The organism is Methylobacterium durans (genome assembly GCF_003173715.1).
Classification (GTDB): domain Bacteria; phylum Pseudomonadota; class Alphaproteobacteria; order Rhizobiales; family Beijerinckiaceae; genus Methylobacterium; species Methylobacterium durans.
In genome coordinates, this window is sequence record NZ_CP029550.1 from 2,079,860 (window position 1) to 2,104,609 (window position 24,750).

Below are 24,750 nucleotides of genomic sequence, written 5' to 3' on the forward strand. Positions count from 1 at the left end.
GTGGTTTCGGATGGGAGAGCGCGATGTCCTCAACCTCGCTCGAATCCACGCTGGAGCTCTGGTCGACGACACTGCGGCAGGCCAAGCAGCGCATCCGCCCGCTGTTTGCCGCCCCGAGCGTCGCCGCCTCCGCCAACGCCTTCCTGGAGGGCTTGCTTGGGGGTGAGCGGCGCAAGACCGGCTGGATGCGGGCTGAAGCTGCTGGTGATCCAGGCCCCTGGCGCCAGCAGGCTGTCCTCGGTCGCACGCACTGGGACGCGGAGGCGCTGCGGGACGTGGTGCGTGACTACGTCCTCGAGACGCTCGGCTCACCTGACGCGGTGGTGGTGATCGACGAGACCGGCTTCTTGAAGCAGGGCAGAGCCTCGTGCGGTGTGGGCCGGCAGTACACAGGCTCAGCTGGCAAGATCACCAACTGCCAGATCGGGGTGTTTGCCGCCTACGTCTCGGATCAGGGCCACGCCTTCATCGATCGTCAGCTGTACCTGCCCAAAGCCTGGGCCGGAGACCCGGCTCGAAGGCGGACGGCGCATGTGCCGGAGGCCATCACCTTTGCCACCAAGCCGCAGCTGGCGCTGGCCATGATCGAGCGGGCGATAAAGGCAGAGGTGCCGTTTGCGTGGGTTGCGGCTGACAGCATCTACGGGGTTGGCGAGATCGAGCTGGCGCTGCGCCGTGCGTACAAGGGCTACGTGCTCGGTGTCACGGGTCAGCATCGGTTCTGGTCCTGGGACCAAAACCTCGACGTCGCGGGCACCGCCGAGGAGATCGCCAAGGATCTCTCCAAGACAGACTGGATCCGGCTCTCGGCCGGATCTGGCACGAAGGGACCGCGCCTGTTCGACTGGGCCTACCTGCCGCTGGCCACGCTGCCGGCGGATGCGCTCGACGCCGCTCTTGATCAGAGCGTGTGGACGCGCGGCCTGCTCGTGCGGCGCAGCCTGTCGGACGGGAGCTTCTCCTACTTCACCACTTGGTGCCCGGTCGGCACGCCGGTGCAGACGCTGGTGGCCGTGGAGGGGCGACGCTGGGCCATCGAGGACGCGTTCGAGACCGCCAAGACGGAGCTCGGGCTGGCCCACAACGAGAGCCGTTCGTGGCACGGCTGGCACCGGCACGTCAGCTTGGTGATGCTGGCTTTTGCGATGTTGGCGCGGGTGCGCCGGTTGGCCAACGGAACGCCCCCAAAAACGCCGCTCATCGCCAAGCTCGCCGGTGCCGTGGTCCATTCAGGAGATCCGGCGCGTGGCGATGCGGCTGGCGCAGCGGCGCATTGAGCCCGCGCTCGTGCTCGCTTGGTCAGCCTGGCGGCGCGCCCACCAAGCTGCCGCCCGACAGGCGCACCTCAGAACGAAACTGCAACTGTAATGTTAGAGCGTCTAACAAAACCACCGTTCGATGAAGCGCCAGACGATGAGGGCTGCGGCCAGCGTGGAGAAGGCGAGATGGATATCGCTCCGCCGCTCGTAGCGAATGGCAAGGCGGCGGAACTGGGCAAACCAAGCGAGCGTGCGCTCGACCACCCACCTGTGACGCCCGAGACGCTGACTGCTCTCGATCCCGCGGCGGGCGATGCGGTGCTGGATGCGCCGACGGGTAAGAGCCCGACGGCAGCGGCGGTGGTCGTAGGCCTTGTCGGCATACAGCCGGGCGGGGCGTTTGCGCGGCCGCCCCCAGCACTGGCGGATCGGCGGGACGGCATCCACGACCGTCTCCAGCATCCGGCTGTCGTGCACGTTGGCCCCTGTGAGGCTCAGCGCGAGAGGGATGCCCTTCGCATCGGTGAGGACGTGGCGCTTCGTGCCCGGCTTGCCGCGATCGGTCGGGTTCGGGCCCGTCGCCGAGCCCCCCTTTTGGCTGCAATCGAGGCGCTGTCGAGCGAAGCGCGGCTGAAGTCGATGCCGTTCTGGCGTCCCAGCCGGTCGAGCAGCGCCTGTTGCAGACGGTCCCACACCCCCGCCTTCTGCCAGTCCCGCAGGCGTCGCCAGCAGGTCATACCCGAGCCGCAGCCCATCTCGCGGGGCAGCAACTCCCAGGGCGTGCCCGAGCGCAGCACAAACAGGATGCCCGTCAGCGCTGCGCGGTCGGACATCCGCGGGCGGCCACCTTTCGGCTTGGGCGGCTCAGGCGGCAACAGCGGGGCGATGACGGCCCATAAGCCGTCGGGAAGGAGCGGTTTCGCCATCCCTCCTCAACGCGCCACAACCGGTTTTGTTAGAGGCTCTTAGCATGGCGCCGTACTCGGCCTGGAAGCGATCCCGCACTTCGACCAGGAGAGCCAATGCCTCGGCCACGGATCGGACAGTCCGCTCCAGCACCGCGGAGGCTCGCAGCGCATCGTTGCCGCCGACGCTGACCACGAGATGGCTTGCATCGTCGGGGCATCTGGCGAGCTGATGCGGCACGTCCGCGATGACGTTGCCGTCGACCGCGAGAAGGCTCGCCTGCCAGCCGGCTGGCAGCACCGCCCGCAGTTGCTGAACGACATCTGGCCCACCACCGACATAGGCGGCATTGTCGAAGACGGAATCGCCGAGAAGTACGACGTGCGGCATGGATCTCCCTTGTGCGGTGAGCGTCCCGGACCGGACGCAGGAAGGGGACAGGAGCACCCCTGTCGCGAGCAGGCCGCGCCGGCAGATGTGGCCCTCCGCACGGGCATCGGCATGCGACCGCTCTCCCGATACGGCGCTTCATCACACCCAGTTTTGGAGCAGGGTGTCGGTCGTGACGGTCTCCACCTGCTGGCCGTAGCGGCTGTGATAGAGGGTGAGCATCGCGTCGTGTGCTTGGTCCGACGAGCTGCAGAGCCCGTCCGTGACGATGACGATGCGGTAGCCGCGGTCGACGGCACCGAGCACGGTGCCGAGCACGCAGACATCCGTCTCGCCGCCCGTGACCACAAGCGTGTCGACGCCTCGTGCCCGCAGGCGTTCATGGAGGTCTGTCTCGACCCAGGGTGAGTAGACATGCTTGTCGATCGTCTCGGCCGGCGGCACGAACCGGGCGAGTTCCGGCACAAGCTCGATCCGATCCGGGCCGAGTTGCTCGATCGTCATCGAGGCCCAGCGCTCGTAGTAGCGCTTCCACGTGCCCTCACCCTGGCCGGGCGCCTGGGCTGGGATGAAACGGGTGAACACGGTCTGGCGCGGATGAGCCTCGACGATCTGCTGCACCTTGGGCAGGACCCGTGGCATCCAAGGCGTGCACCAGTCGGTGTGCTCGGCAAACATCCGCTGCATGTCGACACAGAGATGCGCGCAGCTATCGCCCAATGTTCCGAAACGAAGTTCGTCGCTTCCTGCCATGCGGCGGCCGTCCCAGGTGTAAACATGTCCGTGGAATGTTCAACCGGCGCCCCGGGAGCGGGTTCCGCGATAAACATGGATCAAAGTTGGCGGGTATCGAACTAATGGCAGCCTAAACAAAGTATTTAGTAGGAACAACAAATAAATACCGGTAGATACACTAACGCCTGTTTTCTGATTTGATCGAGTCAAGCTTCAATTGTGGAGGCATCACTGAGACAGGAAGCCCGTGAGGCTACCGTTCACCTGTGCCGGCTCCTCGTGATGCAACCAGTGTGTTGCCCTTGGCAGCAACTCGATCCGGCCGTTCTCGCACAGCTTAAGGCTCTCGGTCGCCAAATGCGGGCTGAGAGCCGGATCCTTCTTGCCCCAGATGATCAAGGTGGGTGAGCGGATCGGCCCGAGTTCCGAGCGACGCTTCAGCCGCAACGCGCGGTACCAGTTCAGCATGCCCGTGAGAGCGCCAGGCTGTGCCCAGGCTTCTTGGTAGCGCTCGAGTTCGGCCGTGCTGAACGTTCCCGACCGACTGGTCAGGCGAAGCGCTTGGCGCACGACGAGGTAGTTGGCGGCCCGCAGCCCCGCCTCGGGCAGCCAGGGCACTTGGAATGCACCGAAGTAGAGAACCCGCAGGGCCTGGGTCGGATGCCTGCGCGCGTAGCCAGCGAGCACGTCTGGATGGGGTGCGTTCAGAATCACGAGGCGGCGCACGCGCTCGGGTGATCGCGCAGCCAACCGCCATCCGACGATGCCGCCCCAGTCATGTCCGACCAGCTGAAACGAGCCGGCACCGCAGCTGTCGGCCAGGGCGAGGATGTCGTCAGCGACGCGATCGAGCTGGTAGGCGCTGATGCTCTCCGGTTTGCTGCTGAGGTTGTAGCCGCGCTGGTCGGGAGCGACGACGTGCAAGCCTGCCTGGGCGAGCGCGTCGATCTGGTGACGCCAGCCGAACCAGAACTCCGGGAAGCCGTGCAGCAGGACGGTGAGCGGTCCTTCCTTCGGCCCTGCTGAGGCGACGTTGAGGGACACGTTTGGCAGGCGAACAAGAGAGAGGTTCGGTTCGCTTCGAAGCCCCATCGCCGCACACGCCGGACAGGAGAGGATCTTTGTGAACGTCCCGGGCGGATGGCTGGATCCTGCCCCTGATCGCCTGCTCGTCCTGGGCAATCTCCACAAGTTGGCGCTATCCCCGCCTGGCGATCTCCTCTGTCCACGCCAAACCAGGCTCGTGCGGCAGATCCTGGGATGGGATCACCTCCCGCGTCCGGACGTTGCACGGAAAAGTACCCTGACGAGTCGTACCGAGATGGCCATTCAGACTGAGCGGAACCTGCGCCGCGCGTCGAAGCCAACCTTCCCACCGCCCCAGCCAGTTGGATTGTCGCCTGCGCTCGCACGCAACATCCAGACACTCCAGGAGCGCCGCAGCCATGAGGAGCGACGGGCCTCGCTGCAGGAGCGCGTCGCCGAGGCGATCACGCGCTTCACCGGCAGCATGGCCTTCGTCTACCTGCACGTCGTGCTGTTCGGCTTCTGGACCCTCGTGAACTCGGGCCTGCTGCCGCTGCTGCCGAAGTGGGATGCGTCCTTCGTGATCCTCGGCACTTCGGCCTCGGCCGAGGCGATCTTCCTCTCGACCTTCGTGCTGATCAGCCAGAACCGCATGGCGGCCGCCGCTGACAAGCGGGCCGATCTCGATCTCCACATCAGCCTCCTGGCCGAGCACGAGGTGACCAAGCTGGTGACCATGATCTCGGCGATCACGGACCACCTCGGCATCGAGACGGAGGCGGACGACGAGGTTGAGGACCTTCGGCAGGATGTCGCACCGGGCGCTGTGCTCGATGAGATCGAGCGGAATGACCGCTCGTGAGGCTTCCTCCTATCTCTGTTCGTTCGGGTGGCCGCCGACGCACTGAGGTCCTTGCAGCGGAGACTTCTCCTCTGCAAGCTGCGCCGCGACCGGGTCTGCATCACGAAGGCAAAACGCAGCTGCCGCGCCCGACCTCCCGGGTCAGGAAACCGTCGATCTGGTCTGAGGTGTCGCGCCGCACCGCACGCTCACTCCCTGGCGTTGAGGAGCGCATCACCGCCCAGGGTCCTGCGTTTCGGGTTGGACGCAAGCTCCTGGCGCGCCTTGATCAGGACGGGGTCTCACTGCTGGTCGGCGTCTGCGCTGATGAGCGTGAGATGCTGATCGAAGCCGAGCCGAGGACGTTCTCCGACACCGGCTGTCGGCAAAGCCACCTCCGGCTTCGGGTTCACCTCGCGTATGTCGACGAACGCACCCTGCAGCGCATCCTCTGGCAGTCTTGGCGTGAGCGCGCGCCGAAGCGGCTGCAGCAACGGTCTGCCGGTCCCTAGCAGTGGCAGAAATCCACAAAGACGGGATGGCGGCTACAGTGCGTATGGCTTGCGGTGCCGGTGTGCTCAACGCGCAAGAGAACCGCACACAAGGGCGAGGATTTAAGATGGACCAATCTGCTGAGAGGTCAGGACAGCCCGGCTTTGCGACAGTAGCCAGGCAAGATGATGCGTGGCGCGCTCGGCTCCCGACGGACGTTCGGGAGGCCGTGTCATCTGCGCTTCGCGATGCGGCGCGCTCGCTGGTCGTCCCGAGCTTTCGCGGCTCCGGCCTTGCGGACGTCTCACGCAAGGCATCCGGCACGCTCGTCACGCAGATCGACCGCGACGTTGAGAGCCGGCTGGCTGAGGCCGTCACGACGCTTTTTCCGAGCTCGCGGGTGATCGGCGAGGAGGCGGCGGCGGCCGATCCCCGCCTGCTCATGCACCTCGGTGATGAATGGGCCTGGCTCATCGACCCGCTCGACGGCACGGCGAATTTTGTCGAAGGCCGGGAGCCAGTCACCATGATGGTGGCGCTTCTGTATCGCGGCTCGCCGGTCCTGGCTTGGATCCTCGACCCGCTCCAGGACGTCCTGATAGCCGCGGGCCGCGGTGAGGGCCTCTCGGTGGGGCGAGCAGCGGCGGCCGCTCCCGCGCTGCGCGATCTCCGCGGCGCGGCCTGGACGCGCTATTTCGATGACGGGCTGCGGCACGCCATCGAGGAGCGCTTTCCCGCCCTCGGCCAGGTGACGCCAGGCTGCAAATGCACGGGCGCGGAGTACCTCTCCCTCCTCCGGGGGCAGCAGGATTTCGTGCTGTTCTGGCGAAGCATGCCGTGGGATCACACGGCCGGGATCCTCCTGCTCCAGGAGAGCGGCGGTCATGCCGCGTATCTGAACCGCAATCCGTTCCAGCCTGGAGCCAAGCGGTTCGGTCTCTTGGCCGCACGGAGCGAACAGATCTGGGATCAAGTTTGGACGGCGCTCATCGAGGGTGTTCCGGATCCGGAGGGTTTGCTCAGCCACCAGGCGCAGACCTACTGACGCTGGCCAGCCGGCGTCGGGCCAAGCTGATCGGTGCGCCGTAACCCGTCGCAAGCTCTCTTCCCCTCCGCGACACGGATCATACGGGGTCAGGCTGCCCTTCGGCTCCGCCAACCTCTTCCTCGGTCGGCAACTCACAGCGGTTGTGGATGTCCGTGGCCGCCATGGCCGCATGGCCCATCGCGACCACCACCTGATCGAGCCCCCGCACCACGCCGCCAGCAGCGTAGAGGCCCGCCACCGTCGTGCGGTTGTGCTCGTCGACGATGAGGGCTCCCGTCCCGTCGTGTTTGGCGCCCAAGCCGAGAGCCAGTTCGGAGCGAAGCTTCAGCCCGAGGGCTGAGTAGAGCACCTGGAACCGGTGTTCCTCGCCGCCAGCCGTGCGCAGCACGGTGATCCTGCCGCCCTCGATGTCGAGGCTGCTGACTGGCTCGTGGACAACCTGGATGCCGTGCTTCTCGACACGCTCACGCTCGCCCGCATCGAGGTTCATGCCTTGGCCTAGCGTCAGCAGCGTCACGTCGCGCGAGTAGGTGCGGGCCACGAACACCGCCTCACCCAGGCCCCTGTCGCCATGTCCGATCACCGCGATGCGCTTGCCGCGTGCCTCATAGCCATCACAGATCGGGCAGTAGCGAACGAGCCCACGTCGGATCGCGTCGGGCAGGTCAGGCAGATCCGGCTCCACGTCGTCCGCGCCCGTTGCGAGCAGCACCCGGCGCGCCCGCACTTCACGTGAGATACGAACCCGCGCTCCTTCTTCGAAGCTGACGGCAAAACCTTTCTCGACCTTGCGCAACGCCGTGACGGTGCCGTTGACGACCGGGGTGCCGTAGCGCGCGATGTGCTCGCGTTGACGGCTGAGGATCTCCTGCCCGGAGATGCCCTCGGCAAAGACCGGGATGTTGTGACTGGTCGGTATCCAGGACGCGCGGGAGTCGCCTGCATCCACCACGAGGAAGCGGCGCCCGAAGCGAGCCAGGTAGAGCGCAGCTGTCAGCCCAGCCGGGCCACCACCGACGATCACGCAGTCGAGCGGCCCGTCCACCGCGTTGGACCACGGCTCTGTCATCATCCTACCCGTTCCGAAGCACCCGCCTGAAAGGACGGCCCATGACCTGCGCTGGTTCCGGCGCCCTGCGGCGCAGAGCCCCTGTCTGGAACTTCGGCTGGTGGCGGCCGGTTCGCGCCTCCCCATCCGCCTGCATCACGGCAAGAGATCAGCGAACGTGCCTCCCTCCAGTTCTGTGTTGCGGTTCCTCGTGGCCGAGAGTGAGCCGCCCGAGGCACGCGAGAGCCGCCGCGAGAGTGTCGGCCGCTCTTCGGGGGAGACCTACCTCGATACGCTGTTGAGCCTGGCACCGGGTGCGGAGTGCGACCGGATCAAGCCAGCGGATGTCGGTGCCGGACTTTCTGCCGGAGCGTCGCTGGCAGGCTACGACGGCGTGTTCCTGACCGGATCACCGCTCCACCTCTACGGGGAAACGCCGCAGACGCGGCGTGCTGTCGAGTTCATGCGTGCGGTGTTCGCCTCCGGCACCTCGTCCTTCGGCTCGTGTGCGGGCCTTCAGGTCGCCACGGTTGCGGCCGGAGGTACGGTGCGCCCCAACGTGCGCGGCTATGAGTCCGGTGCATCGCACTTCGGCGTTGCAAGCCGAGCAGCACGCCCTTTGTGGCCTCAAACATTTGAGAAGTCTTGGCTATCTCAGGCAGATGCTGCAACGGTGTCAGCCGCCGTCGCTCGCCGTGTGCCGATTGGCTGGGGTTTCCCGGTGGTGGTGTCCTTGGCTGTTTGATGCTCCATCTCGGCGTTCAGCTCAGCACCAAGCAGCACGATCGTGGTCGAGATCCAGATCCAGGTCATGAAGCCGATGATTGCGCCAAGTGAGCCGTAGGTCTCGTTGTATTTGCCAAAGCTCGACACGTACCACGAGAAAAGGGCCGAGACGGCAATCCAGAGGAAGGCCGCCACGCCGCTCCCCCATGTCACCCAACGCCACTGGGCTGTATCGCGGCTCGGGCCGTAGCGGTAGAGCAGCGCAAGACCTCCGAGCACGACCAGCAGCAGAATCGGCCAACGCAGCAGGGCAATCACCCACTCCATCGAGCCGAGATTCAGGAAGTTCAGAACAGCCGGCACCACTACGATGCCAACAAGGGCTAGGACCACGAACAGAAGCGCACCGGCGGTGAAGGTGAGCGAACGGAGGTTCAGCCAGAAGAAGTTCCGCTTTTCCTTTTCGTCGTAGACGATGTTGAGCGCGTCGAAGATCGCCTTCATGCCGCCGTTGGCACTCCAGATCGAAAGGAGGATACCAAAAGCTGCCGTGAAGCCGAGGGTGCCGCCGCCCTTGGCGGCGATCCGCTTGACCTGCTCGCCGATGATGTCGAGCGCACCACTCGGCAAAATGCCCTGGAGGTTGGCGAGCTGCGCGTTGATGGTCTCAGGATCGGCAATGAGGCCGTAGATCGAGACCAGGGCGCCGATGGCCGGGAAGAGAGCGAGGATCGCGTAGAAGGTAACGCCGGCTGCGACCAGCAGCACGCGGTCGTTGCCGAACTCTTGAAGCACACGCTTGCCGATGTCCCACCAGCCCTTGGCTGGGATCTCGGTCGGGGTCTCAGCCTTGCGGCCCCGGTCCGCTTCCGCTTCTGCAACCCGCTCGGCGTCAGAGCCCTCGTGCGTCTTCGGCCCTTCCTCCACTCCCGGGCGGTTCGTACTGCTGGCCCTCGACAGCGAGGTACGCCGACGGGGTAGCGCCACCAGACCGAGCAGGGCAGTGCCGAGAAAGATCGTCCAGGCCGTCGATGCCGCGGGGGAGGAGTTATCCGGAGGTGACTTGATAGTATCCGTCATGCGCCAGCCTGCTGATGGTGCCTAAGCGGAAGGCTCGGCCGACGAGGCAACGTGCGCGCCCTCCATTCGTTTCCAGAAAGTCTTGCCGACATCCACGGAAGTCCTGGCACCTGCAGCCGAAGACGTACTCAGCCCGAGCGTCGGCAGGGCCGCGGCGGCATCGGGTGGACCGCGTCCCGGCAGGTGTAGCCGCATGTCGCAAATGGATAGTGCTCTCGAAGCGCCCGCGTCCCTTCGACCTGATCGGCCGGCAGCGTGTCTCAGACTGAGGAGGTTGCGGCCTGAGAGGGCGGCAGCTGGGAGAGGGCTGCTGCACCAGTCCAGGTGCGTCAGGTGAAGGATCGCCACAGCATCGCGAAACCGAGAAGGATTGTTGCTAGCAGGATGAGACTTCCCAAGACCCTCTCACGAGCGCGCGCCTGCCACGCGATGAAAGTGCCGGCGAGAAGGTTGAGGGCGATGATAAGGCAAACCTGCTCGATGCTCATGTGCCGACAGGGCACATCGTCGTGAACTCCATGGCTATCGCAGAGAGTTCTGGCGTCCGCAGGTAGCCGTACGATTTGTGGTGATTGGCCTCGCCATTTGGCCGCCTGTACTCGTTCAGAACCGCAACGTCACGGATGCCAGTTCCCTCGTGCGGAGCGTAGTCATGGGCCAGCGCACCCGCCACGGTGGCCACGTCGCGCCGGTCCGCCAGGTTCGTCCACTGCCCGACGTTCTTGGGCACGCGAACAGATCCGTGCTCCTCGGCGATCTTCAGTTTCACTTCAGCGAGCCCGAGTGGCGAGCCGAGGGTCACAAAGTGGTCGATGTGGATCGAGGGAGAATTCCGCTCGAGCATCCTCAGAACATCATAGGCAACGATCGAGCCCATCGAATGCGCCACAAGCAGGAGCCGCTGCCCGGAAGCGGCCTTGATCCGCTCGGTCAGGCGCTTACGCACTTCCTGCGCGAAACCTGTCTCGGATTGGTAATGCCAGAGGTCGTCGAACCGGAATTTTAGGATGACGTCGTCGACTGGAGTGACGCCCGTCTTGGCCTGAACCCAGTCCAGCCCTTCGTAGACCTGCTCCAAGGCAGCGTTGATGGGCTGGACCTCGTCCGGGTCCTGTCTGGGAAACGTCCCCGACCCTGCGTCGGGAAAGTACGGCTCCTTGTTCTCCTCAGCAAGAACAGGGCGGTCGTAGCGAAGATCGGCCCAGTAGACGAGTTCGAATGCGAGTTCCGTCTGGTCAACCGCGCAGTTGCGCCGCAGTCCCTCAAGGATAGCCGCCTTCCACCAATGCATCTTCTCGTCGAGCGGCGGCTTGTTCTCCAAACCATGGATGCCGATGATCATACCGAACTGCTCGCATTCCAAGCCGTTGCAGATCCACTCCTATGCGACACGCTCCGCCGCCTGCGCGGCCTTCTCGCGGGCCCGTACCTCGGCCTCGTCCGCGGCTTCCCTGGCGTCGTCGAGACGCTCGGCCTGGGCTCGCGTCTCGCAGCGCTGGCGCAGCTCGTCGAGCTCTTCCTCGCTGAGGCTCTCGATACCGATATAGCGGTTCTGGGCGGCGCTGGTTCGGACCAACTCGTCGAGCTTGGCTTGGATGGCCGCCCCGTCACGGTTCTGCGAGTTCTGAATCAGGAACACCATCAGAAAGGTCACGATGGTGGTCCCTGTGTTGATCACGAGCTGCCAGGTCTCGGAGAAGTGGAAGTAGGGTCCGCTCACGGCCCAAATGACGACGGTAGCCGCACCGAGCGCGAAGGCGACGGGATGCCCTGCCCATTTGGCCACCTTGCTGGCGAAGGCGGTGAAAGCACGTGACGCGACCATAAGGAGACTTCCGGCTTGTGGGCGTCAGCTGGAGACGCTCACCGCATATACGCCGAGGCTGCACGATCAGATCCTCGGCAAGGCCGATGGCCTACCTGGGTACAACGGCTTCAGGCGCCTGAACCAACGCTGCTAGATCTGCGATCCATCACGCCTGTCGAGCAGCAGCTGCCCTCAGCTCCAGCTGGAGCCCTGCGACGTAGCGGCCTTGAAACTCAACGCGCCAGCTCCGGTTGCACTCCTGACCCCTCGCTCTCGACCTGAGCCTCCGCTTCCAAGGTCGGACCGCGTTGGAGCAGGTTGGGGCTCTCCAGGAGGCGCTATGGGCTGGTCTCTTCCGATAGGCGTGGTGAAGGGCACGGTCATCCGCGTCCACATCACGTTCCTGCTCTTCCTCGTCTGGATTGGCGTGGCTGCCTTTGCCCGAGGTGGGCAAGGTGCCGCTCTGCAGAGCGTCGTCTACATCGTGCTCCTGTTCCTCTGTGTGCTCCTGCACGAATTCGGGCACGTCTTCGCGGCCCGCCGCTACGGCATCCAGACACCCGACATCACGCTCCTGCCGATCGGCGGGGTGGCGCGCCTGGAACGCGTCCCGGAAAAGCCCGCTCAGGAACTCGTCGTAGCGCTTGCCGGACCTGCGGTGAACATCGCCATCGCCCTGCTGCTCTTCCTGGCTCTCGGCGGCTTGGCATCGGAGGCCGGAACAGAGGTGGCCAACCCCGGCGTCAGTTTGCTTGAGCGACTGCTGTGGGTGAACCTCTTCCTCGTCGTGTTCAACCTGATCCCGGCCTTCCCGATGGATGGCGGCCGTGTGTTGCGCGCCATCCTCGCTCACCGTCTCGGCTATGCTCGAGGCACGCAGATCGCCTCGCGAGTGGGGCAGGCGTTGGCCTTCGCCTTGGGCCTGTGGGGGCTGCTCGGGGGCAATCCGCTGCTGATGTTCATCGCGCTGTTCGTCTATCTTGGCGCCGCCTCCGAGGCACATGCGGTTCAGATGCAGCAGGTCTCGCGAGGCCTGCTAGCCGCCGACGCGATGATCACGCGCTTCGAGAGCCTGCGGCCCGGCAGCGTGGTCGAGGATGCCGTGCGCTGCCTCATCGCCACGACGCAGCACGAATTTCCGGTCGTAGACGGTGCGGGGCAGTTGCGGGGCGTTCTCACCCAAGATGACATGATCCGCGCCCTGCGCGAGCGCGGCCCTGAGACGCCGGTGCCTGAGGTGATGCGCTCCGACATCCCGACGGTGCGGGACCGCCAACCGCTGGAGGATGCGCTGCGGTTGATGCAGGAGAAGCAGCTGCCCGCAGTCGGCGTGACAGATGGAACAGGCCGGCTCGTGGGCCTGATCACGCCTGAGAACATCGGTGAGATGATGATGGTCTTGGCCGCACGTCCTGAGCGACGCTCGCCGATCGTGCCACGGATCCGGTCCTCCGCGTGATCAGGAGCGTCTCACCTGAAGGGTGCGCGCGGACACCACGCGCGCAGCATGCTCGACAACGTCGCGCCTGAATGGCGGCATAGGCGCTAAGCGTGCGGAGCCGGAAGGGTGCTGTAGAAGGCAGCAGAGGGGGCTCGTTGCCTGCACACACCGATCGTAAGATGAACCCAAACGGCAGCGCATCGCGCGAGGCGCCTCATGAACCAGGACGAGGCGGGTGAGGACTGGCGGTCCGTCAGCACGCGAACGCCCGACGAGACGACGATCAGCCTCGCCCAAGCACGCGCCAATGAACCCGGCCGAGGTCGCACCGCCGTCCGGCCCGAGCAGATCCCGGCCCCGGCTGGCGCGACATCCTCTGGCGTATCGTGCTGTCCCTGCCCGAAGATCGTGTGCTTGCCACAGCGGGCGGGGTCGCTTTCTTCGCGCTTCTGGCGACCTTTCCGGGCCTGGCGACGATCGTCTCGCTCTACGCTCTGTTCTCGGACCCGAACGCGATCGGTCAGCACCTCAGCCTGCTCGCGGGTGTGCTCCCGAACGGGGTGCTGGAACTCTTGGACGATCAGCTCGTGCGCATCACCCGCCAGAGCAGCGGCACCCTCAGCACCGCCTCGATTCTCAGTCTCCTCATCGCTTTCTGGAGCGCCAACTCGGGCGTGAGCGCCCTCTTCGATGCGCTGAACGTCATCTACAAGGAGCGGGAGAAGCGGTCTCTGGTCCGCTTCTACGCGACCACCTTCCTGTTCACCCTCGGCGGGGTGCTGTTCGCGCTTTCCGCGACCACCATGGTGGTCGTTCTGCCGGTCGTGTTGGACCGGCTTGGCTTCGGCTCAGCAACGGATACGCTGCTGCGGATTGCGCGCTGGCCGGCCTTGCTCGTCATCGTCAGCCTCGGGCTGTCCCTGATCTACCGGTACGGTCCGAGCCGGCGTGAGGCCAAGTGGCGTTGGGTCAGCTGGGGCAGCGCTGCGGCGGCCCTGTGCTGGGTCTGCGCCTCGGTTCTGTTCTCCTGGTACGTGGCGAGCTTCGACAGCTACAATCGAGTTTACGGCTCGCTGGGAGCGGGCGTCGGGTTCATGACCTGGATCTGGCTGTCGGTGGTCATCGTGCTGCTCGGGGCTGAGCTGAACGCCGAAATGGAACGGCAGACGGCGCGCGACAGCACGACCGGCAGGCCGAAGCCCTTGGGATCTCGGCGGGCGTATGCGGCTGACACGGTTGGGCCCGCGCAGTCCTGAGCCGCGGACGCAATGCTACCATGGCCGCCAAGGCCTACTCGTCCTCATGCCGGAAGAGGCAGCACCTGTGACGCTCGACGAGCGCTCATCCGATCCATGTTCGGGAGGTACCGATTTGCCGGTCCCGGCGTGCCGCTCGCGTAGGCGATCGGCCTCGCGATCACAGCTTGGCTGGCGGCGTGAGTGACAGGTCGAGCTGAGCGCTCTCCGTATCTCGTCCACTGCGGCGGTCCAGGTAGCGCAGCACCGGTGTGACCGTGGCGCCGTGCAGCAGGATCGAGATCAGGATCGTCAGGCTCACGGTGCTCCAGAGCAGATCTGGCTGCTCGAAGGTGGCGTGCCCCAGCGCGTAGGCCAGATAGTAGATCGTGCCCAAGCCGCGGATGCCGAAGAAGCTGATCACCGCCCGCTCGCTGGCCGGCTGCTCCATCCCGAGCAGGCTGAGCCAGCCACTCAGAGGCCGCACGACGAACAGGGCGAGAAAGGCAAATGCAACGCTCTCACAGGACAGCGCCCGTAGTAGGCCGCCGCCCGCCAGTGCCCCTCCGAACCCGACCAGCAGCACCATCATCAGCAAGCGCTCCAGCTCCTCGGCGAAGCTGTGCAGCTTGTGATGGTAGTCGTGCCCGCGCTTCGTCGCCCGCAGCGCCACGGCCGCCACGAACACCGCCAAGAAGCCGTAGCCCTGCGCCATCTCGACGAGGCCGTAGGTCAGGCAGGTGATGCCGAGCGCGACGAAGCCGTCGCCGGTGCGCGAGAGCTTGGCTGGGTTGGGCAGGTGGAAGGTCAGCCAGCCGAGCGCCCAGCCGATCAGAGCGCCCAGTCCGACACCCACGATGATCTTCCAGAGCACGGCCGTGGTAAACCACTGACCCAGCTGCGGGAGACCGAAGCTTGCCGCGGACATGGCCAATGCGAGGTGCACGAAGGGAAAGGCGAACCCATCGTTCAGTCCCGCCTCGGAGGTCAGGGCAAAGCGCATCTCGTCTTCCTGCCCTTCGCCCGGCGCCCCGACCTGCACATCGCTGGCCAGCACCGGATCTGTCGGCGCAAGGGCAGCTGCGAGCAGAAGTGCCGTGGCTACGCCTAGGCCGAGCAGAGCTGAGGCGAGCGCAGTGAGAGCCAGGATGGTGAGCGGCATGGCGATGCCGAGAAGCCGCCACGTCACCATCCAGGGCCGCCAGCCGAACACGCGGTCGAGCTTCAGCCCGGCTCCCATGAGCGAGATGATGACGATCAGCTCCGTCACCTTCTCGACGAGATGCAGGTGCTCCTGCGGCCGCGGTACGGCACCCAGCATCTCTGGGAAGGCAGACAGGGCTGCGCCGATGCCCACGCAGCAGATGGGCAGCGAGAGCGGCATCTGCCGCAGCACCATCGGCAGCCAAGCCGTAAGCAGAACCAGAGCGCCAAAGCCTGCAAGGATAAGAACGTAGGTGTTCATACCAGAGCGAACCTCGGTTCGCTGCGCACGTTCCGGCCTCTGCCGAGGAGGCGGCACGGCCAACGCGTGCCACGCCCTTCTCTCATGCTGCCATCCATCAAAGATGGTCGGAGATGATGCCGGCTCAGGAACACTCCCCTGACCCGGCCGGTTCACCCATTGCAGTGCAACATGATTGAAGCAGGCAACATGATCGGACCGGCGGAGATTGAGGACTTGATGCTGGACTACGCCGATGCGGTGGCGGCATCCGGCGGGCTGCATCCATCTGGCTCTCTCGCTTGGCCGCTCTACCGCGAGCCTCTCAGTCCAGCGCTGGCAGCGGAGATCCCGGCGGACAGCCCCGCTCAGATCACACTATGTCAATCGGCGGCGCTATTACCTGCTACTGAAGCATGAGGGCCCGATCACGCTGACCCTGTGCTCACCAAACTAGCTGCCGCTCCATCATAAGCTGGAGCACAGCGCAGCCTGTATGAACTCGGAGGCTTCATAAACGCTCGGTCGGCGAATGGCCGCTTTTGAGAAGCCGCCTGGACGGGCTGAATGACGGCAATGGGCGGATTTCGTTGAAAAACTCGCGGTTGGCCTGGATTGAGATTTGACCGGGTGCTTGGCCGGGGGGCTCCCGCCAGCCGGTCAGGCTAGGCTCGGCTGCCCCAGCGGGATCAGCTTGGCCAGCTTCCGTAGGTTCTGGGCGGCGGCCGCGAGGTGGAACTCGTCTCGGGCCCCGTCTGGCCCCCGCAACCGAAGCCGATCCAGCCGCAGGATCCGCTTAAGGTGGGCAAACAGCATCTCGACCTTCTTGCGCTCACGCCGCGAGGTACGGCCCGCCTCCGAGGCGCAGATGTCGCGCGCCATCTGCCGGGCGCCCTCGTGGATCGAGCGTGGGATCTTGCGGGCGGATGCGTTGGGGCAGCATCGTGGCTTCAGCGCGCAAGCTTCGCAGTCGTACTTGCTCGCGCGGTAGCGCAGCATCCCGTCTGCGTCGACGAGCGGGGGCGGTGACCGATAGACCTTCTGGCGTTGCCGCAGGTGCTTGCCGGCCGGGCAGGTGTAGGCGTCGGCGCCAGGGTCGTAGGTGAAGGCCGACCGGCTGAAGGTGCCGTCGCGGCGCTCGGACTTATCGAAGACGGGGATGTGCGGCTCGATGCCCTGCTCGTGGGCGAGCCAGCCCAGCATCGCGGCCGAGCCGTAACCGCTGTCACCGGCGAGCCGGGCCGGGTAGAGGTCGAAGCGCTCGCGCGAGCGCACGATCATGCGCTTGGCGGCCGTGACCTCGGCCTGCCGGATCGCGGTGGTCGGCTCGACGTCCACGATGACCGCGTGGTCGAGGTCGATCAGGTAGTTGGCCGCGTAGGCGAAGTAGGCCAGCCCACCGTCCGCACCCGTCCAGCGCGCGGCCGGGTCGGCGGGGGAACGAGCTTAGGCACGACCGGCGTCGCAGCTCCGAACGCGGCGTCGTCGAGCACAGCCAGGTACTCCCGGGCGGCGCGGCTGACGCTCTCGGGTGGCAGGCCGTTCGTACCCTCAACACCCTTCTGCCGGTTGGCATCAGCCTTGATAAGGCTGGCGTCGACCGCGAAGCCCTCGCCGCCCACGAGCCCCTCGGCGATGCAGCGGGCGAGCACGGTCTCGAACAAGCAGCGCAGCAGGTCGCTGTCGCGGAAGCGGCCATGGCGGTTCTTGGAGAAGGTCGAATGGTCCGGCACCCGGCCGTCGAGCCCGAGCCGGCAGAACCAGCGATAGGCGAGATTGAGGTGGACCTCGTCGCACAGGCGGCGCTCGGATCGGATGCCGAAGCAGTAGCCGATGAGCAGCATGCGGATCATCAACTCGGGGTCGACCGAGGGCCGGCCCGTCGAGCTGTAGAACGGCTGCAGGTGCGCGCGTAGACCCGACAGGTCAACGAAGCGGTCGATGGCGCGCAGCAGATGGTCGGCTGGGATATGTGTATCGAGCGAGAACTCGTAGAACAGGGCACCCTGCTCGACTTGCCGAGGTCCCATCATCTGCTTCGGTCTCCGTCTCTCGACAGAAGTGAATCACCTCACGACTACCGCCGCAACACCCGAGTTTTTCAACACAATCGGCGCTATTCGGACGGTCTGCTTCCCGACGGTGTAGCGCTCCGCGAACCTGTCTCGCCAGGGGCCCGCCGTCGGAACAGGCGAGAGGGAGCCTACCTGCAGAGCGAGGCCGTGCTCTGCTCCAGATCCAGTTCCTTCCGGGTCGTCTCCAGATCGCCCGAGACGACGCAATCCGGGTTCGCCGTGAGTAGATCCACATTCGCCTGCAGGGCCGCGATCCGGCGCTTTACGGCCTCGCAGAACGCGGGCGAGAGACCGGCGCCGCTCCCCTTCCTGTTCGCCTTCTCGAGTTCACGCGACATCGCCGACTGCGCGTCGGCGGCAGCCTTATGGCTGCGCTCCTTCTTCTTTATGTTGCTGGGGCTGCAGTCCTCGCCCGGAGCCGCCGACGACGGCTGCGGCGTGAGCAGCCATAGTGCCACGACGGCGCGTCCGATGCCCGACCTGTAACTTCCCATCGCGACGCGCCTCCTGACCCTCCGCATATCACGGTCAGGAGGTCGATCCGCAACGACCTCGCCGTCGCTCGGGCCAAGTGCCAGCTGCTCTCGATCTAGGGCACGTGGTGCCCGATCGCCTCAGTCGTGGTGGCGCTGCCGCAGAGAACCTGGCCCTGAGCCGCCCTCCATGCGGCATCGGTCGTACCACCACACAGCGGCACCGAACACGTAGCGGCATGTTCCTTCGATGCTCACCACCCGCATGGGCATGACCCAGAAATCCGGCGCCTCGCCAATGACGGCCCGTACCCGGTTAGTGCAGGTGGAATTCCGCACCGATCGCTCTCAACTCGGCGGGCTTGATCAGGCGGCTGTGGGCCACCTTCACAGAGTGGAGCGGCCCATCGAGCGTCTCTTGCCAGAACGCGAGGAAGCGCCGCAGTTCGGGAAACTCCGGGAACAGATCGTGATGCTGCCAGACGAAGCTCTGCAGCAGGTGCGGATGGTCTGGCAGGTGGTAGAGGATCTCGGCGGTCGTCAGGCTGTAGCCTTCGAGCTGGCGACGAAAGTCTGTCGAAACACTCATCGCGGCACCTCGTTCGAACGTCTGAACAGATACGCTGCCACAAGCAAGAAGGTTGCCGCGGCCACCAAGAAGAAATCGAGAAGCGCAAACAGAGCCAGACGCTTAGCGCTCGCGGAACCTGACTGCTGCCAAGCTTCATCAGTCCGCCCTGGCACTCTCATGGGACGAGTGCTAAAACCTGCGCGGCGGTCTGACGCAGAGGGCCTCTCGCGCCCCAGTCAGCCGTAGCTGGGCAGCTCATCAGAGAGCCTGGCGAACTTCTCGACCCGTAGCTCTCGCACTGGAGACAAGTATGACGTTCCGTCCGTTGCACGATCGAGTTGTTGTCCGCCGCATCGACGCGGAGGAGAAGACGAAGGGCGGCATCATCATCCCGGATACCGCCAAGGAGAAGCCGCAGGAGGGCGAGGTCGTTGCTGTTGGGCCCGGCGCCCGCGACGAGCAGGGCCGCGTGACGCCTCTCGACGTGAAGGCCGGCGACCGCGTGCTGTTTGGCAAGTGGTCCGGCACCGAGATCAAGATCGACGGTCAGGATCTCCTGATCCTCAAGGAATCCGACATCATGGGCGTGATCGAGGCCCGGGGCTCTCTGCAACAGGCCGCCTGATCCAGGGGTCTATCGATTTCGTCATGTGTCGAGAGGAGTGACAATTATGGCTGCCAAGGACGTACGGTTTTCGTCGGATGCTCGCGAGAAGATGCTGCGCGGCGTCGACATCCTCGCCGACGCGGTGAAGGTGACGCTCGGCCCGAAGGGCCGCAACGTCGTGATCGAGAAGAGCTTCGGCGCTCCCCGCATCACCAAGGACGGCGTCACCGTCGCCAAGGAGATCGAGCTCGCCGACAAGTTCGAGAACATGGGCGCGCAGATGGTGCGCGAGGTGGCTTCGAAATCGAGTGATCTGGCGGGCGATGGCACCACCACCGCGACCGTGCTGGCCGCGTCGATCGTCCGTGAGGGCGCCAAGTACGTCGCCGCCGGCATGAACCCGATGGACCTGAAGCGCGGCATCGACCAGGCTGTTGCGGCTGCGGTCAAGGACATCACCGGCCGTGCCAGGAAGGTCGCCTCCTCGGAGGAGATCGCCCAGGTCGGCACGATCTCGGCGAACGGCGACACCGAGATCGGCGAGATGATCGCCGAGGCCATGCAGAAGGTGGGCAACGAGGGCGTGATCACGGCGGAAGAAGCCAAGACTGCTGTGACCGAGCTCGACGTCGTCGAGGGCATGCAGTTCGACCGCGGCTACCTCTCTCCCTACTTCATCACGAACGCGGAGAAGATGGTCGCCGATCTGGATGACCCCTACATCCTCATCCACGAGAAGAAGCTGTCCTCACTCCAAGCACTCCTCCCTATTCTCGAGGCCGTGGTGCAGACGGGCAAGCCGCTCCTCATCATCGCCGAGGACATCGAGGGCGAGGCGCTGGCCACCCTCGTCGTGAACAAGCTGCGCGGCGGGCTCAAGGTCGCGGCCGTCAAGGCGCCGGGCTTCGGTGATCGCCGCAAGGCCATGCTCGAGGACATCGCAGTCCTGACTAAGGGACAAACCATCTCGGAAGATCTCGGCATCAAGCTTGAGAACGTCACTCTTGAGATGCTCGGCCGCGCCAAGCGGGTGCGCATCGAGAAGGAGAACACCACGATCATCGACGGCGCCGGCGAGAAGTCGGACATCGAGGCCCGCGTCGGGCAGATCAAGGCGCAGATCGAGGAGACCACCTCGGACTACGACCGCGAGAAGCTTCAAGAGCGTCTGGCCAAGCTCGCGGGTGGCGTCGCGATCATCCGCGTCGGTGGTTCGACCGAGGTCGAGGTCAAGGAGAAGAAGGACCGGGTGGAGGATGCTCTGCATGCCACCCGCGCCGCGGTCGAGGAAGGCATCGTCCCCGGCGGCGGCACCGCGCTGCTGCGCGCCAAGAAGGCGGTCTCCGCCCTCTCGAGCGACAACGCGGACGTGGCGGCCGGCATCAAGATCGTCCTCAAGGCGCTTGAGGCTCCGGTCCGTCAGATCGCCCAGAACGCGGGCGTCGAGGGCTCCATCGTGGTCGGCAAGATCACCGACAACGAGGGCTCTGAGACCTACGGCTTCAACGCCCAGACCGAAGAGTACGTGGACATGCTCCAGGCGGGCATCGTCGACCCGGCCAAGGTCGTGCGCACGGCCCTGCAGGGTGCGGCCTCGGTCGCCGGCCTTCTGGTCACCACCGAGGCGATGGTGGCGGATGCGCCGAAGAAGGAGAGCCCCGCACCCGCGATGCCAGGCGGCGGTATGGGCGGCATGGATTTCTGATCCGCCCACCCTATTACCAACGACAAGGGCCGCCTTCTGGGCGGCCCTTTGCTTTTCGGGCACCTATGTGCCGGCACGACTGAGCCCAATGCCAAATCAGGCACCTCGGCCAGACCGCCGCGTGTTCGAACTACCTCCTCCTTCGTGAACAATCCGAGGGCCGCGATCGGCGAAGCTGATGCCAAGGTCGAACCTTGCCGAACCGCGCTTCGCGGCGTGACGGGGATAACTGCTAACCTCGAAATCGATGGTGGAGCGGGTCACACATCTCTGAGCCGGCAGGTTGCAGGTGACCTGCATCGTGCCGGGACGATGCACATAGCGCCGAGAAGGCCAGCGCTGGATCGCTCGGCGCTTCTCCGCAATGAGCTGATCCTGCGTATAGCGGCGACCGTAGAACGTAACGGTGCGAGCGTACATGTCTGGCACCCTCGTAATTGGGGCCGTATTGCCCGACGACCAGATCCGGAGGTAGTCGGTCGCGAAGGAGGCTGTGCGGACTCTCATCTCGTCCAGGTCGAGCGCCTGCGCTGACGGCGCACTAGCCATGGCGGCGACGAAGATCAACAGCGACGGTGACTTCAACATTGTCGGTCCTCAACAACCGTTTCGTATCTTGGTGTGCGGCCTAGCTCTCCGAGACTGTGACCTGATCCGCGGTACCGTCTGTTTTGCCACTGAGACCCGGCACCTCATCGAGCTGTCGCAGACTGGTGAACTGGCCCCGCTCCTCCCGGTAGCGCACGATCTCAAAGCCGTGGCCTTGCAGCGCAGGCACGCTGTCTAGCTCCTCGGCGGTTGCCGTGTTGAGATCGACCATCGGACCCGTCCCTAGCTATGGTCCGACCGCAACGCCGGCGGCTTGCTCCCGTTCCGGTCCTGACTTCATAGGACGGGCAGCGTTGGCATCTTCACCCAATCGCCTCCTGACTGGCGGCCGCGCTGGGCAAAAGCCCCATCAGGGCCTGCAACGACGCGCCGGCGTCACCGGACCATACGAGGTGCGTACGATTGACCCGCAGATGCGGGGGCAGCGGATGGCGCTTCACGGCCGTGCTCAACACAGCCTGATCAAGCACCTCCGCCGGCACGATCGCCGCCCCTGTGCCAGCCGCCACGCACGCCACGATGGCGTGGTACGAACTCATCTCCAGAACACGGTCCGGCGACACGCCGCCTTCAGCCAGCCACTCGATGAGGCGCTGGCGATAGGAGCAACCATGCGGGAACGCCACCAGTGTTTGCCCACGTAGCGCGATAGCTTCGCGGATCGTCGGACCACCCCTGGCGGTGATCAGCACCAGCTCCTCGTCGAAGGCCGGAAGCGCAGAGAGGCTGCCCTTCTCGAAGGGCTCCGACACGAAGGCAGCCTCGACCTCGAAGCGGTCGAGCTGGCGCAGCAACGCGCGGGTCGTGCCGGTCTGCAGCTCGATCGTGACGTTGGGGTGCCGTGCGTGAAAGGCTGACAGGATCGGCGGCAACCTTGCGCCTGCCGCGCTTTCCAGAGAGCCCAGCCGCAGCACACCGCGCACGACGCCGCTGCGCATCTCCTGCTCAGCTATGTCAGCCATTTGCAGCAGCTTCTCGGCGTGGCCCAGAAGCGTGCGGCCTGCCTCGGTGAGGGTCAGGCTTCGCCCTTGGCGGCGGAACAGCGCTACACCCAGCCGCTCCTCGAACTGCTTGATCCGGGTCGTCACGTTGGACGGCACACGGTGCAGCAGATTCGCCGCACGCGTCACACCGCCCTCCCGCACCACGCTGCGGAAGATGTGGAGGTCGTCCAAATCCATCATTCTCATCGAGAGAATGATATGTCAGAATAATTCATTTTTCAAGAACAACGGACTGTGTTCGATTGGCTCGTCCCATGAGCATCACACGTCCATTCCTCCCGCCGCACTCCCGCTCGGCTTGGCCGGTCGTTGGCAGCGGCATCGTCGCTCTCGCCGTCGCCATGGGCGTCGGGCGTTTCGCCTTCACGCCACTGATGCCGTTGATGATGCGCGACAGCACTCTGAGCGCTGCAGCCGGCGCCGAGTGGGCGGCTGCCAACTACGGCGGCTACTTTGTCGGCGCCCTGACCGCCTCCTGGTTCTCCGGTAACCCGCGTCGTGGCCTGCTGCTGAGCCTCGTAGGCGTGGCGCTGACGACCCTGGCGACCGCAGGAGCTGATGCCATTCCCGGTGCTTTTGCCGGTGTCCTGCTGCGCGCAGCGGCCGGCGTGTTCAGCGCCTGGGCGCTGGTCTGCGCGAGCAGCTGGTGCTTGGCCGAACTCGCAAGGCGTCAGGTTACGCAACTGGGAGCCTGGATCTACACAGGTGTCGGCCTCGGCATTGCGTTCGCCGGCGTGCTGGCTTGGCTCGGCGGACGTCAGCGGGCGGACTGGCTGTGGCTGGAGCTGGGGCTGATCGCCGGGGCAGGTGCGCTGCTCGTCTGGGCTCAGTCAGCGGGGCAGAGTACCGCCACGCCCCGAATGGAGGCGCGTGAGGCGACGGCGGTTGCGCCGGACAGCCGCGGTGGGCACCTGCCGCTGGTGCTGTGCTACGGCACCTTCGGTTTCGGCTACATCGTGCCGGCAACCTTCCTGCCCGCCATGGCCCGCGAACTGGCTCCAGATCCCCTCGTGTTCGGACTGACCTGGCCGCTGTTCGGCTTGGCTGCTGCCCTCTCGGTCGCGGCCGTGGCACGCTGGCTGCCGGCCTGGCCGCGCAAGCGGATCTGGGCCTTGGCCCAGGGCATCATGGCGCTCGGCACCGCGCTGCCCCTGGCTGTGCAGGCCCTCTGGGCAATTGCCGCGTCGGCGGTCCTGGTCGGCGGCACGTTCATGGTTGCCACGATGGCTGGCTTGCTACTGGCGCGTGAAGCGCGGCCCGACAATCCCACCCCGCTTCTGGCCCAGATGACCGCAGCCTTCGCTGCCGGACAGATCGCAGGTCCGCTGGTCGTCCGCGCGATCGGTCCAGGTCGCTGGGCTGGCTGGGATGCGCTGGGCTGGACTGGCGGGGCGGCCACGGTGCTGCTGGTGCTGACTGCACTGTGGCTGTGGCGCGATGCCGAACCTTCGTTCAAGAGCCTGAGGGAAGTCTGATGAACCCGAACCGTTCCGCCACCGCCATCCCGGCCTTTCCGGAAGCTGGTCTATCCGAACGGCTGGGGCCACCGGACACGCTCGATGCAGACCAGCAGGCCGCTGCTGACGAGCTGATCAACGGCCCGCGCCGGGGCGTCTACGGCCCGTTTCGGCCGCTATTGCACCGCCCGCCGCTCCTGCAGGCGGTGGCCAAGGTCGGCGAGACGCTGCGCTACGCGGGGACGCTCGACGATGCGTTGCGCGAGTGGACGATCTGCGTGGTGGCGCGTGAGGTGTCCAACGTGTTCGAGTGGGACATGCACCTGCCATTGGCTGAGGCCGCCGGCGTGCCCGCAATTGCCCTAGCCGCCATTGAGCGGGGTACGGCGCTACCGGGCGACATGCGGGGCGACCTCGCGCTTGCGCGCACCATCGCCGCCGAACTCATCAGCCAGCATCGCTTGAAAGACGAGACCTACGCAGACGCCCTTCGGACCTGGGGCGAGGCGGGAACGGTCGAGCTGCTGACGCTGGTCGGCTATTTCGTGATGGTGTGTTGGCTGATGAACGTGGCTCGCACGCCAGGGCCTGCATGATCCAGCTTTTGATTCCGCAGGCAGACCACGTCACCATCTACGAGTGCCAGATGGCGTGCCGAGTCGAGCCGTTATCGAGTTCGCGCGCGCGCTCCGAACCTGATCAGCTTGGCGAGCCGACAGGTTTCGGCGCAGGCTAACAGGGCTTCGATGCTGTCCGTGCGCCGCCATCGGA

Annotated in this window: 24 protein-coding genes and 2 pseudogenes; 10 read left to right on the forward strand and 16 right to left on the reverse strand. The window is 65.6% G+C overall.

Going from position 1 to position 24,750, the window contains the following annotated elements; genetic code table 11:
* Positions 1-23: 23 nt before the first annotated feature.
* Positions 24-1,277: an IS701 family transposase gene (locus DK389_RS09485; protein ID WP_109889102.1), complete on the forward strand. Its 1,254-nt coding sequence runs from the start codon at positions 24-26 to the stop codon at positions 1,275-1,277.
* A 102-nt stretch (positions 1,278-1,379) separates the two neighbouring features.
* On the opposite strand, the gene DK389_RS09490 is transcribed toward DK389_RS09485, so the two are convergent.
* From DK389_RS09490 to DK389_RS09505, 4 genes are all read right to left on the reverse strand, one after another.
* Positions 1,380-2,185, reverse strand: a protein-coding gene (locus DK389_RS09490; protein ID WP_109889104.1) for an IS5 family transposase whose coding sequence is annotated in 2 segments (ribosomal slippage) — positions 1,380-1,855 and positions 1,855-2,185 — 807 coding nt in all. Because the reading frame shifts where the segments join, the coding sequence is not laid out codon by codon here.
* Positions 2,124-2,555 (reverse strand): SGNH/GDSL hydrolase family protein, encoded by a 432-nt coding sequence (locus DK389_RS34115; RefSeq protein ID WP_236960770.1) that lies wholly within the window; start codon positions 2,553-2,555, stop codon positions 2,124-2,126. The genes DK389_RS09490 and DK389_RS34115 overlap by 62 nt, the downstream gene beginning before the upstream one ends.
* Before the next feature lie 141 nt (positions 2,556-2,696).
* Entirely contained in the window at positions 2,697-3,308 is a 612-nt protein-coding gene (locus tag DK389_RS09500; protein WP_109889106.1) for a cysteine hydrolase family protein, read from the reverse strand.
* A gap of 210 nt (positions 3,309-3,518) precedes the next feature.
* The gene (locus tag DK389_RS09505; RefSeq protein ID WP_109889108.1) at positions 3,519-4,382 is read right to left on the reverse strand and encodes an alpha/beta fold hydrolase; all 864 of its coding nucleotides are present in this window, start codon (positions 4,380-4,382) and stop codon (positions 3,519-3,521) included.
* A gap of 229 nt (positions 4,383-4,611) precedes the next feature.
* Here DK389_RS09505 and DK389_RS09510 point away from each other — a divergent pair, with 229 nt between their 5' ends.
* The 3 genes from DK389_RS09510 (at position 4,612) to DK389_RS09520 (ending at position 6,694) form a co-directional block, all read left to right on the forward strand.
* Complete coding sequence (locus DK389_RS09510; protein ID WP_109889110.1) at positions 4,612-5,178, forward strand: DUF1003 domain-containing protein; 567 nt, start codon at positions 4,612-4,614, stop codon at positions 5,176-5,178.
* A 167-nt stretch (positions 5,179-5,345) separates the two neighbouring features.
* Positions 5,346-5,669: an MmcQ/YjbR family DNA-binding protein gene (locus tag DK389_RS35220; RefSeq protein WP_162560587.1), complete on the forward strand. Its 324-nt coding sequence runs from the start codon at positions 5,346-5,348 to the stop codon at positions 5,667-5,669.
* A gap of 209 nt (positions 5,670-5,878) precedes the next feature.
* The gene (locus DK389_RS09520) at positions 5,879-6,694 is read left to right on the forward strand and encodes an inositol monophosphatase family protein (RefSeq protein ID WP_162560588.1); all 816 of its coding nucleotides are present in this window, start codon (positions 5,879-5,881) and stop codon (positions 6,692-6,694) included.
* Positions 6,695-6,773: 79 nt separating this feature from the next.
* Here DK389_RS09520 and DK389_RS09525 read toward each other — a convergent pair whose 3' ends face one another.
* From DK389_RS09525 to DK389_RS09545, 5 genes are all read right to left on the reverse strand, one after another.
* Positions 6,774-7,766 carry an NAD(P)/FAD-dependent oxidoreductase gene (locus DK389_RS09525; RefSeq protein ID WP_109896205.1) on the reverse strand — a complete coding sequence of 331 codons (993 nt, stop codon included), beginning with the start codon at positions 7,764-7,766 and terminating at the stop codon, positions 6,774-6,776.
* A 633-nt stretch (positions 7,767-8,399) separates the two neighbouring features.
* Positions 8,400-9,551, reverse strand: a complete 1,152-nt coding sequence (locus DK389_RS09535) for a YihY/virulence factor BrkB family protein (RefSeq protein ID WP_109889116.1) — start codon at positions 9,549-9,551, stop codon at positions 8,400-8,402.
* 329 nt (positions 9,552-9,880) lie between these two features.
* A complete protein-coding gene (locus DK389_RS32245) occupies positions 9,881-10,039 on the reverse strand; it encodes a hypothetical protein (RefSeq protein WP_162560589.1) in 159 nt (52 codons plus the stop codon).
* The gene (locus tag DK389_RS09540) at positions 10,036-10,893 is read right to left on the reverse strand and encodes a lipase/acyltransferase domain-containing protein (protein WP_109896207.1); all 858 of its coding nucleotides are present in this window, start codon (positions 10,891-10,893) and stop codon (positions 10,036-10,038) included. The genes DK389_RS32245 and DK389_RS09540 overlap by 4 nt, the downstream gene beginning before the upstream one ends.
* A 39-nt stretch (positions 10,894-10,932) precedes the next feature.
* Positions 10,933-11,376, reverse strand: coding sequence for a low affinity iron permease family protein (locus tag DK389_RS09545; protein ID WP_109889118.1), 444 nt, complete (start codon positions 11,374-11,376; stop codon positions 10,933-10,935).
* Positions 11,377-11,698: 322 nt separating this feature from the next.
* On the opposite strand from DK389_RS09545, the gene DK389_RS09550 reads away from it, so the two are divergent.
* Together DK389_RS09550 and DK389_RS09555 are read left to right on the forward strand one after the other, a co-directional pair.
* Positions 11,699-12,817 (forward strand): site-2 protease family protein, encoded by a 1,119-nt coding sequence (locus DK389_RS09550; RefSeq protein WP_109889120.1) that lies wholly within the window; start codon positions 11,699-11,701, stop codon positions 12,815-12,817.
* Between the two features lie 198 nt (positions 12,818-13,015).
* Positions 13,016-14,055, forward strand: a pseudogene (locus DK389_RS09555) (YihY/virulence factor BrkB family protein).
* Between the two features lie 160 nt (positions 14,056-14,215).
* Here the strand turns inward: DK389_RS09555 and DK389_RS09560 are convergent.
* The 4 genes and pseudogenes from DK389_RS09560 to DK389_RS09575 all read right to left on the reverse strand — a co-directional run bounded on the left by DK389_RS09560 (position 14,216) and on the right by DK389_RS09575 (position 18,615).
* Positions 14,216-15,499 carry a cation:proton antiporter gene (locus DK389_RS09560; RefSeq protein WP_109889122.1) on the reverse strand — a complete coding sequence of 428 codons (1,284 nt, stop codon included), beginning with the start codon at positions 15,497-15,499 and terminating at the stop codon, positions 14,216-14,218.
* A gap of 639 nt (positions 15,500-16,138) precedes the next feature.
* A pseudogene (locus tag DK389_RS09565) lies at positions 16,139-17,511 on the reverse strand (transposase).
* A gap of 170 nt (positions 17,512-17,681) precedes the next feature.
* Positions 17,682-18,047 (reverse strand): hypothetical protein, encoded by a 366-nt coding sequence (locus DK389_RS09570; protein WP_109889124.1) that lies wholly within the window; start codon positions 18,045-18,047, stop codon positions 17,682-17,684.
* A gap of 295 nt (positions 18,048-18,342) precedes the next feature.
* A complete protein-coding gene (locus DK389_RS09575; RefSeq protein WP_109889126.1) occupies positions 18,343-18,615 on the reverse strand; it encodes an usg protein in 273 nt (90 codons plus the stop codon).
* Between the two features lie 292 nt (positions 18,616-18,907).
* Between DK389_RS09575 and groES the strand changes: the two genes are divergently transcribed.
* Positions 18,908-19,222: a co-chaperone GroES gene (groES, locus tag DK389_RS09580; RefSeq protein WP_109889128.1), complete on the forward strand. Its 315-nt coding sequence runs from the start codon at positions 18,908-18,910 to the stop codon at positions 19,220-19,222.
* Positions 19,223-19,268: 46 nt separating this feature from the next.
* Positions 19,269-20,909 carry a chaperonin GroEL gene (gene groL / locus DK389_RS09585; RefSeq protein WP_109889130.1) on the forward strand — a complete coding sequence of 547 codons (1,641 nt, stop codon included), beginning with the start codon at positions 19,269-19,271 and terminating at the stop codon, positions 20,907-20,909.
* Between the two features lie 96 nt (positions 20,910-21,005).
* On the opposite strand, the gene DK389_RS09590 is transcribed toward groL, so the two are convergent.
* The 3 genes from DK389_RS09590 to DK389_RS09600 all read right to left on the reverse strand — a co-directional run bounded on the left by DK389_RS09590 (position 21,006) and on the right by DK389_RS09600 (position 22,699).
* Complete coding sequence (locus DK389_RS09590) at positions 21,006-21,497, reverse strand: hypothetical protein (RefSeq protein WP_109889132.1); 492 nt, start codon at positions 21,495-21,497, stop codon at positions 21,006-21,008.
* A gap of 40 nt (positions 21,498-21,537) precedes the next feature.
* Entirely contained in the window at positions 21,538-21,729 is a 192-nt protein-coding gene (locus tag DK389_RS09595) for a ComEA family DNA-binding protein (RefSeq protein WP_109889134.1), read from the reverse strand.
* A 91-nt stretch (positions 21,730-21,820) separates the two neighbouring features.
* A complete protein-coding gene (locus DK389_RS09600) occupies positions 21,821-22,699 on the reverse strand; it encodes a LysR family transcriptional regulator (protein WP_210206747.1) in 879 nt (292 codons plus the stop codon).
* A gap of 77 nt (positions 22,700-22,776) precedes the next feature.
* Here DK389_RS09600 and DK389_RS09605 point away from each other — a divergent pair, with 77 nt between their 5' ends.
* Together DK389_RS09605 and DK389_RS09610 are read left to right on the forward strand one after the other, a co-directional pair.
* On the forward strand, positions 22,777-23,997 hold the full coding sequence (locus DK389_RS09605; RefSeq protein WP_109889138.1) for a YbfB/YjiJ family MFS transporter: 1,221 nt from the start codon (positions 22,777-22,779) through the stop codon (positions 23,995-23,997).
* Complete coding sequence (locus DK389_RS09610) at positions 23,997-24,575, forward strand: carboxymuconolactone decarboxylase family protein (RefSeq protein ID WP_109889140.1); 579 nt, start codon at positions 23,997-23,999, stop codon at positions 24,573-24,575. The genes DK389_RS09605 and DK389_RS09610 overlap by 1 nt, the downstream gene beginning before the upstream one ends.
* The last annotated feature ends 175 nt before the right edge of the window (positions 24,576-24,750 follow it).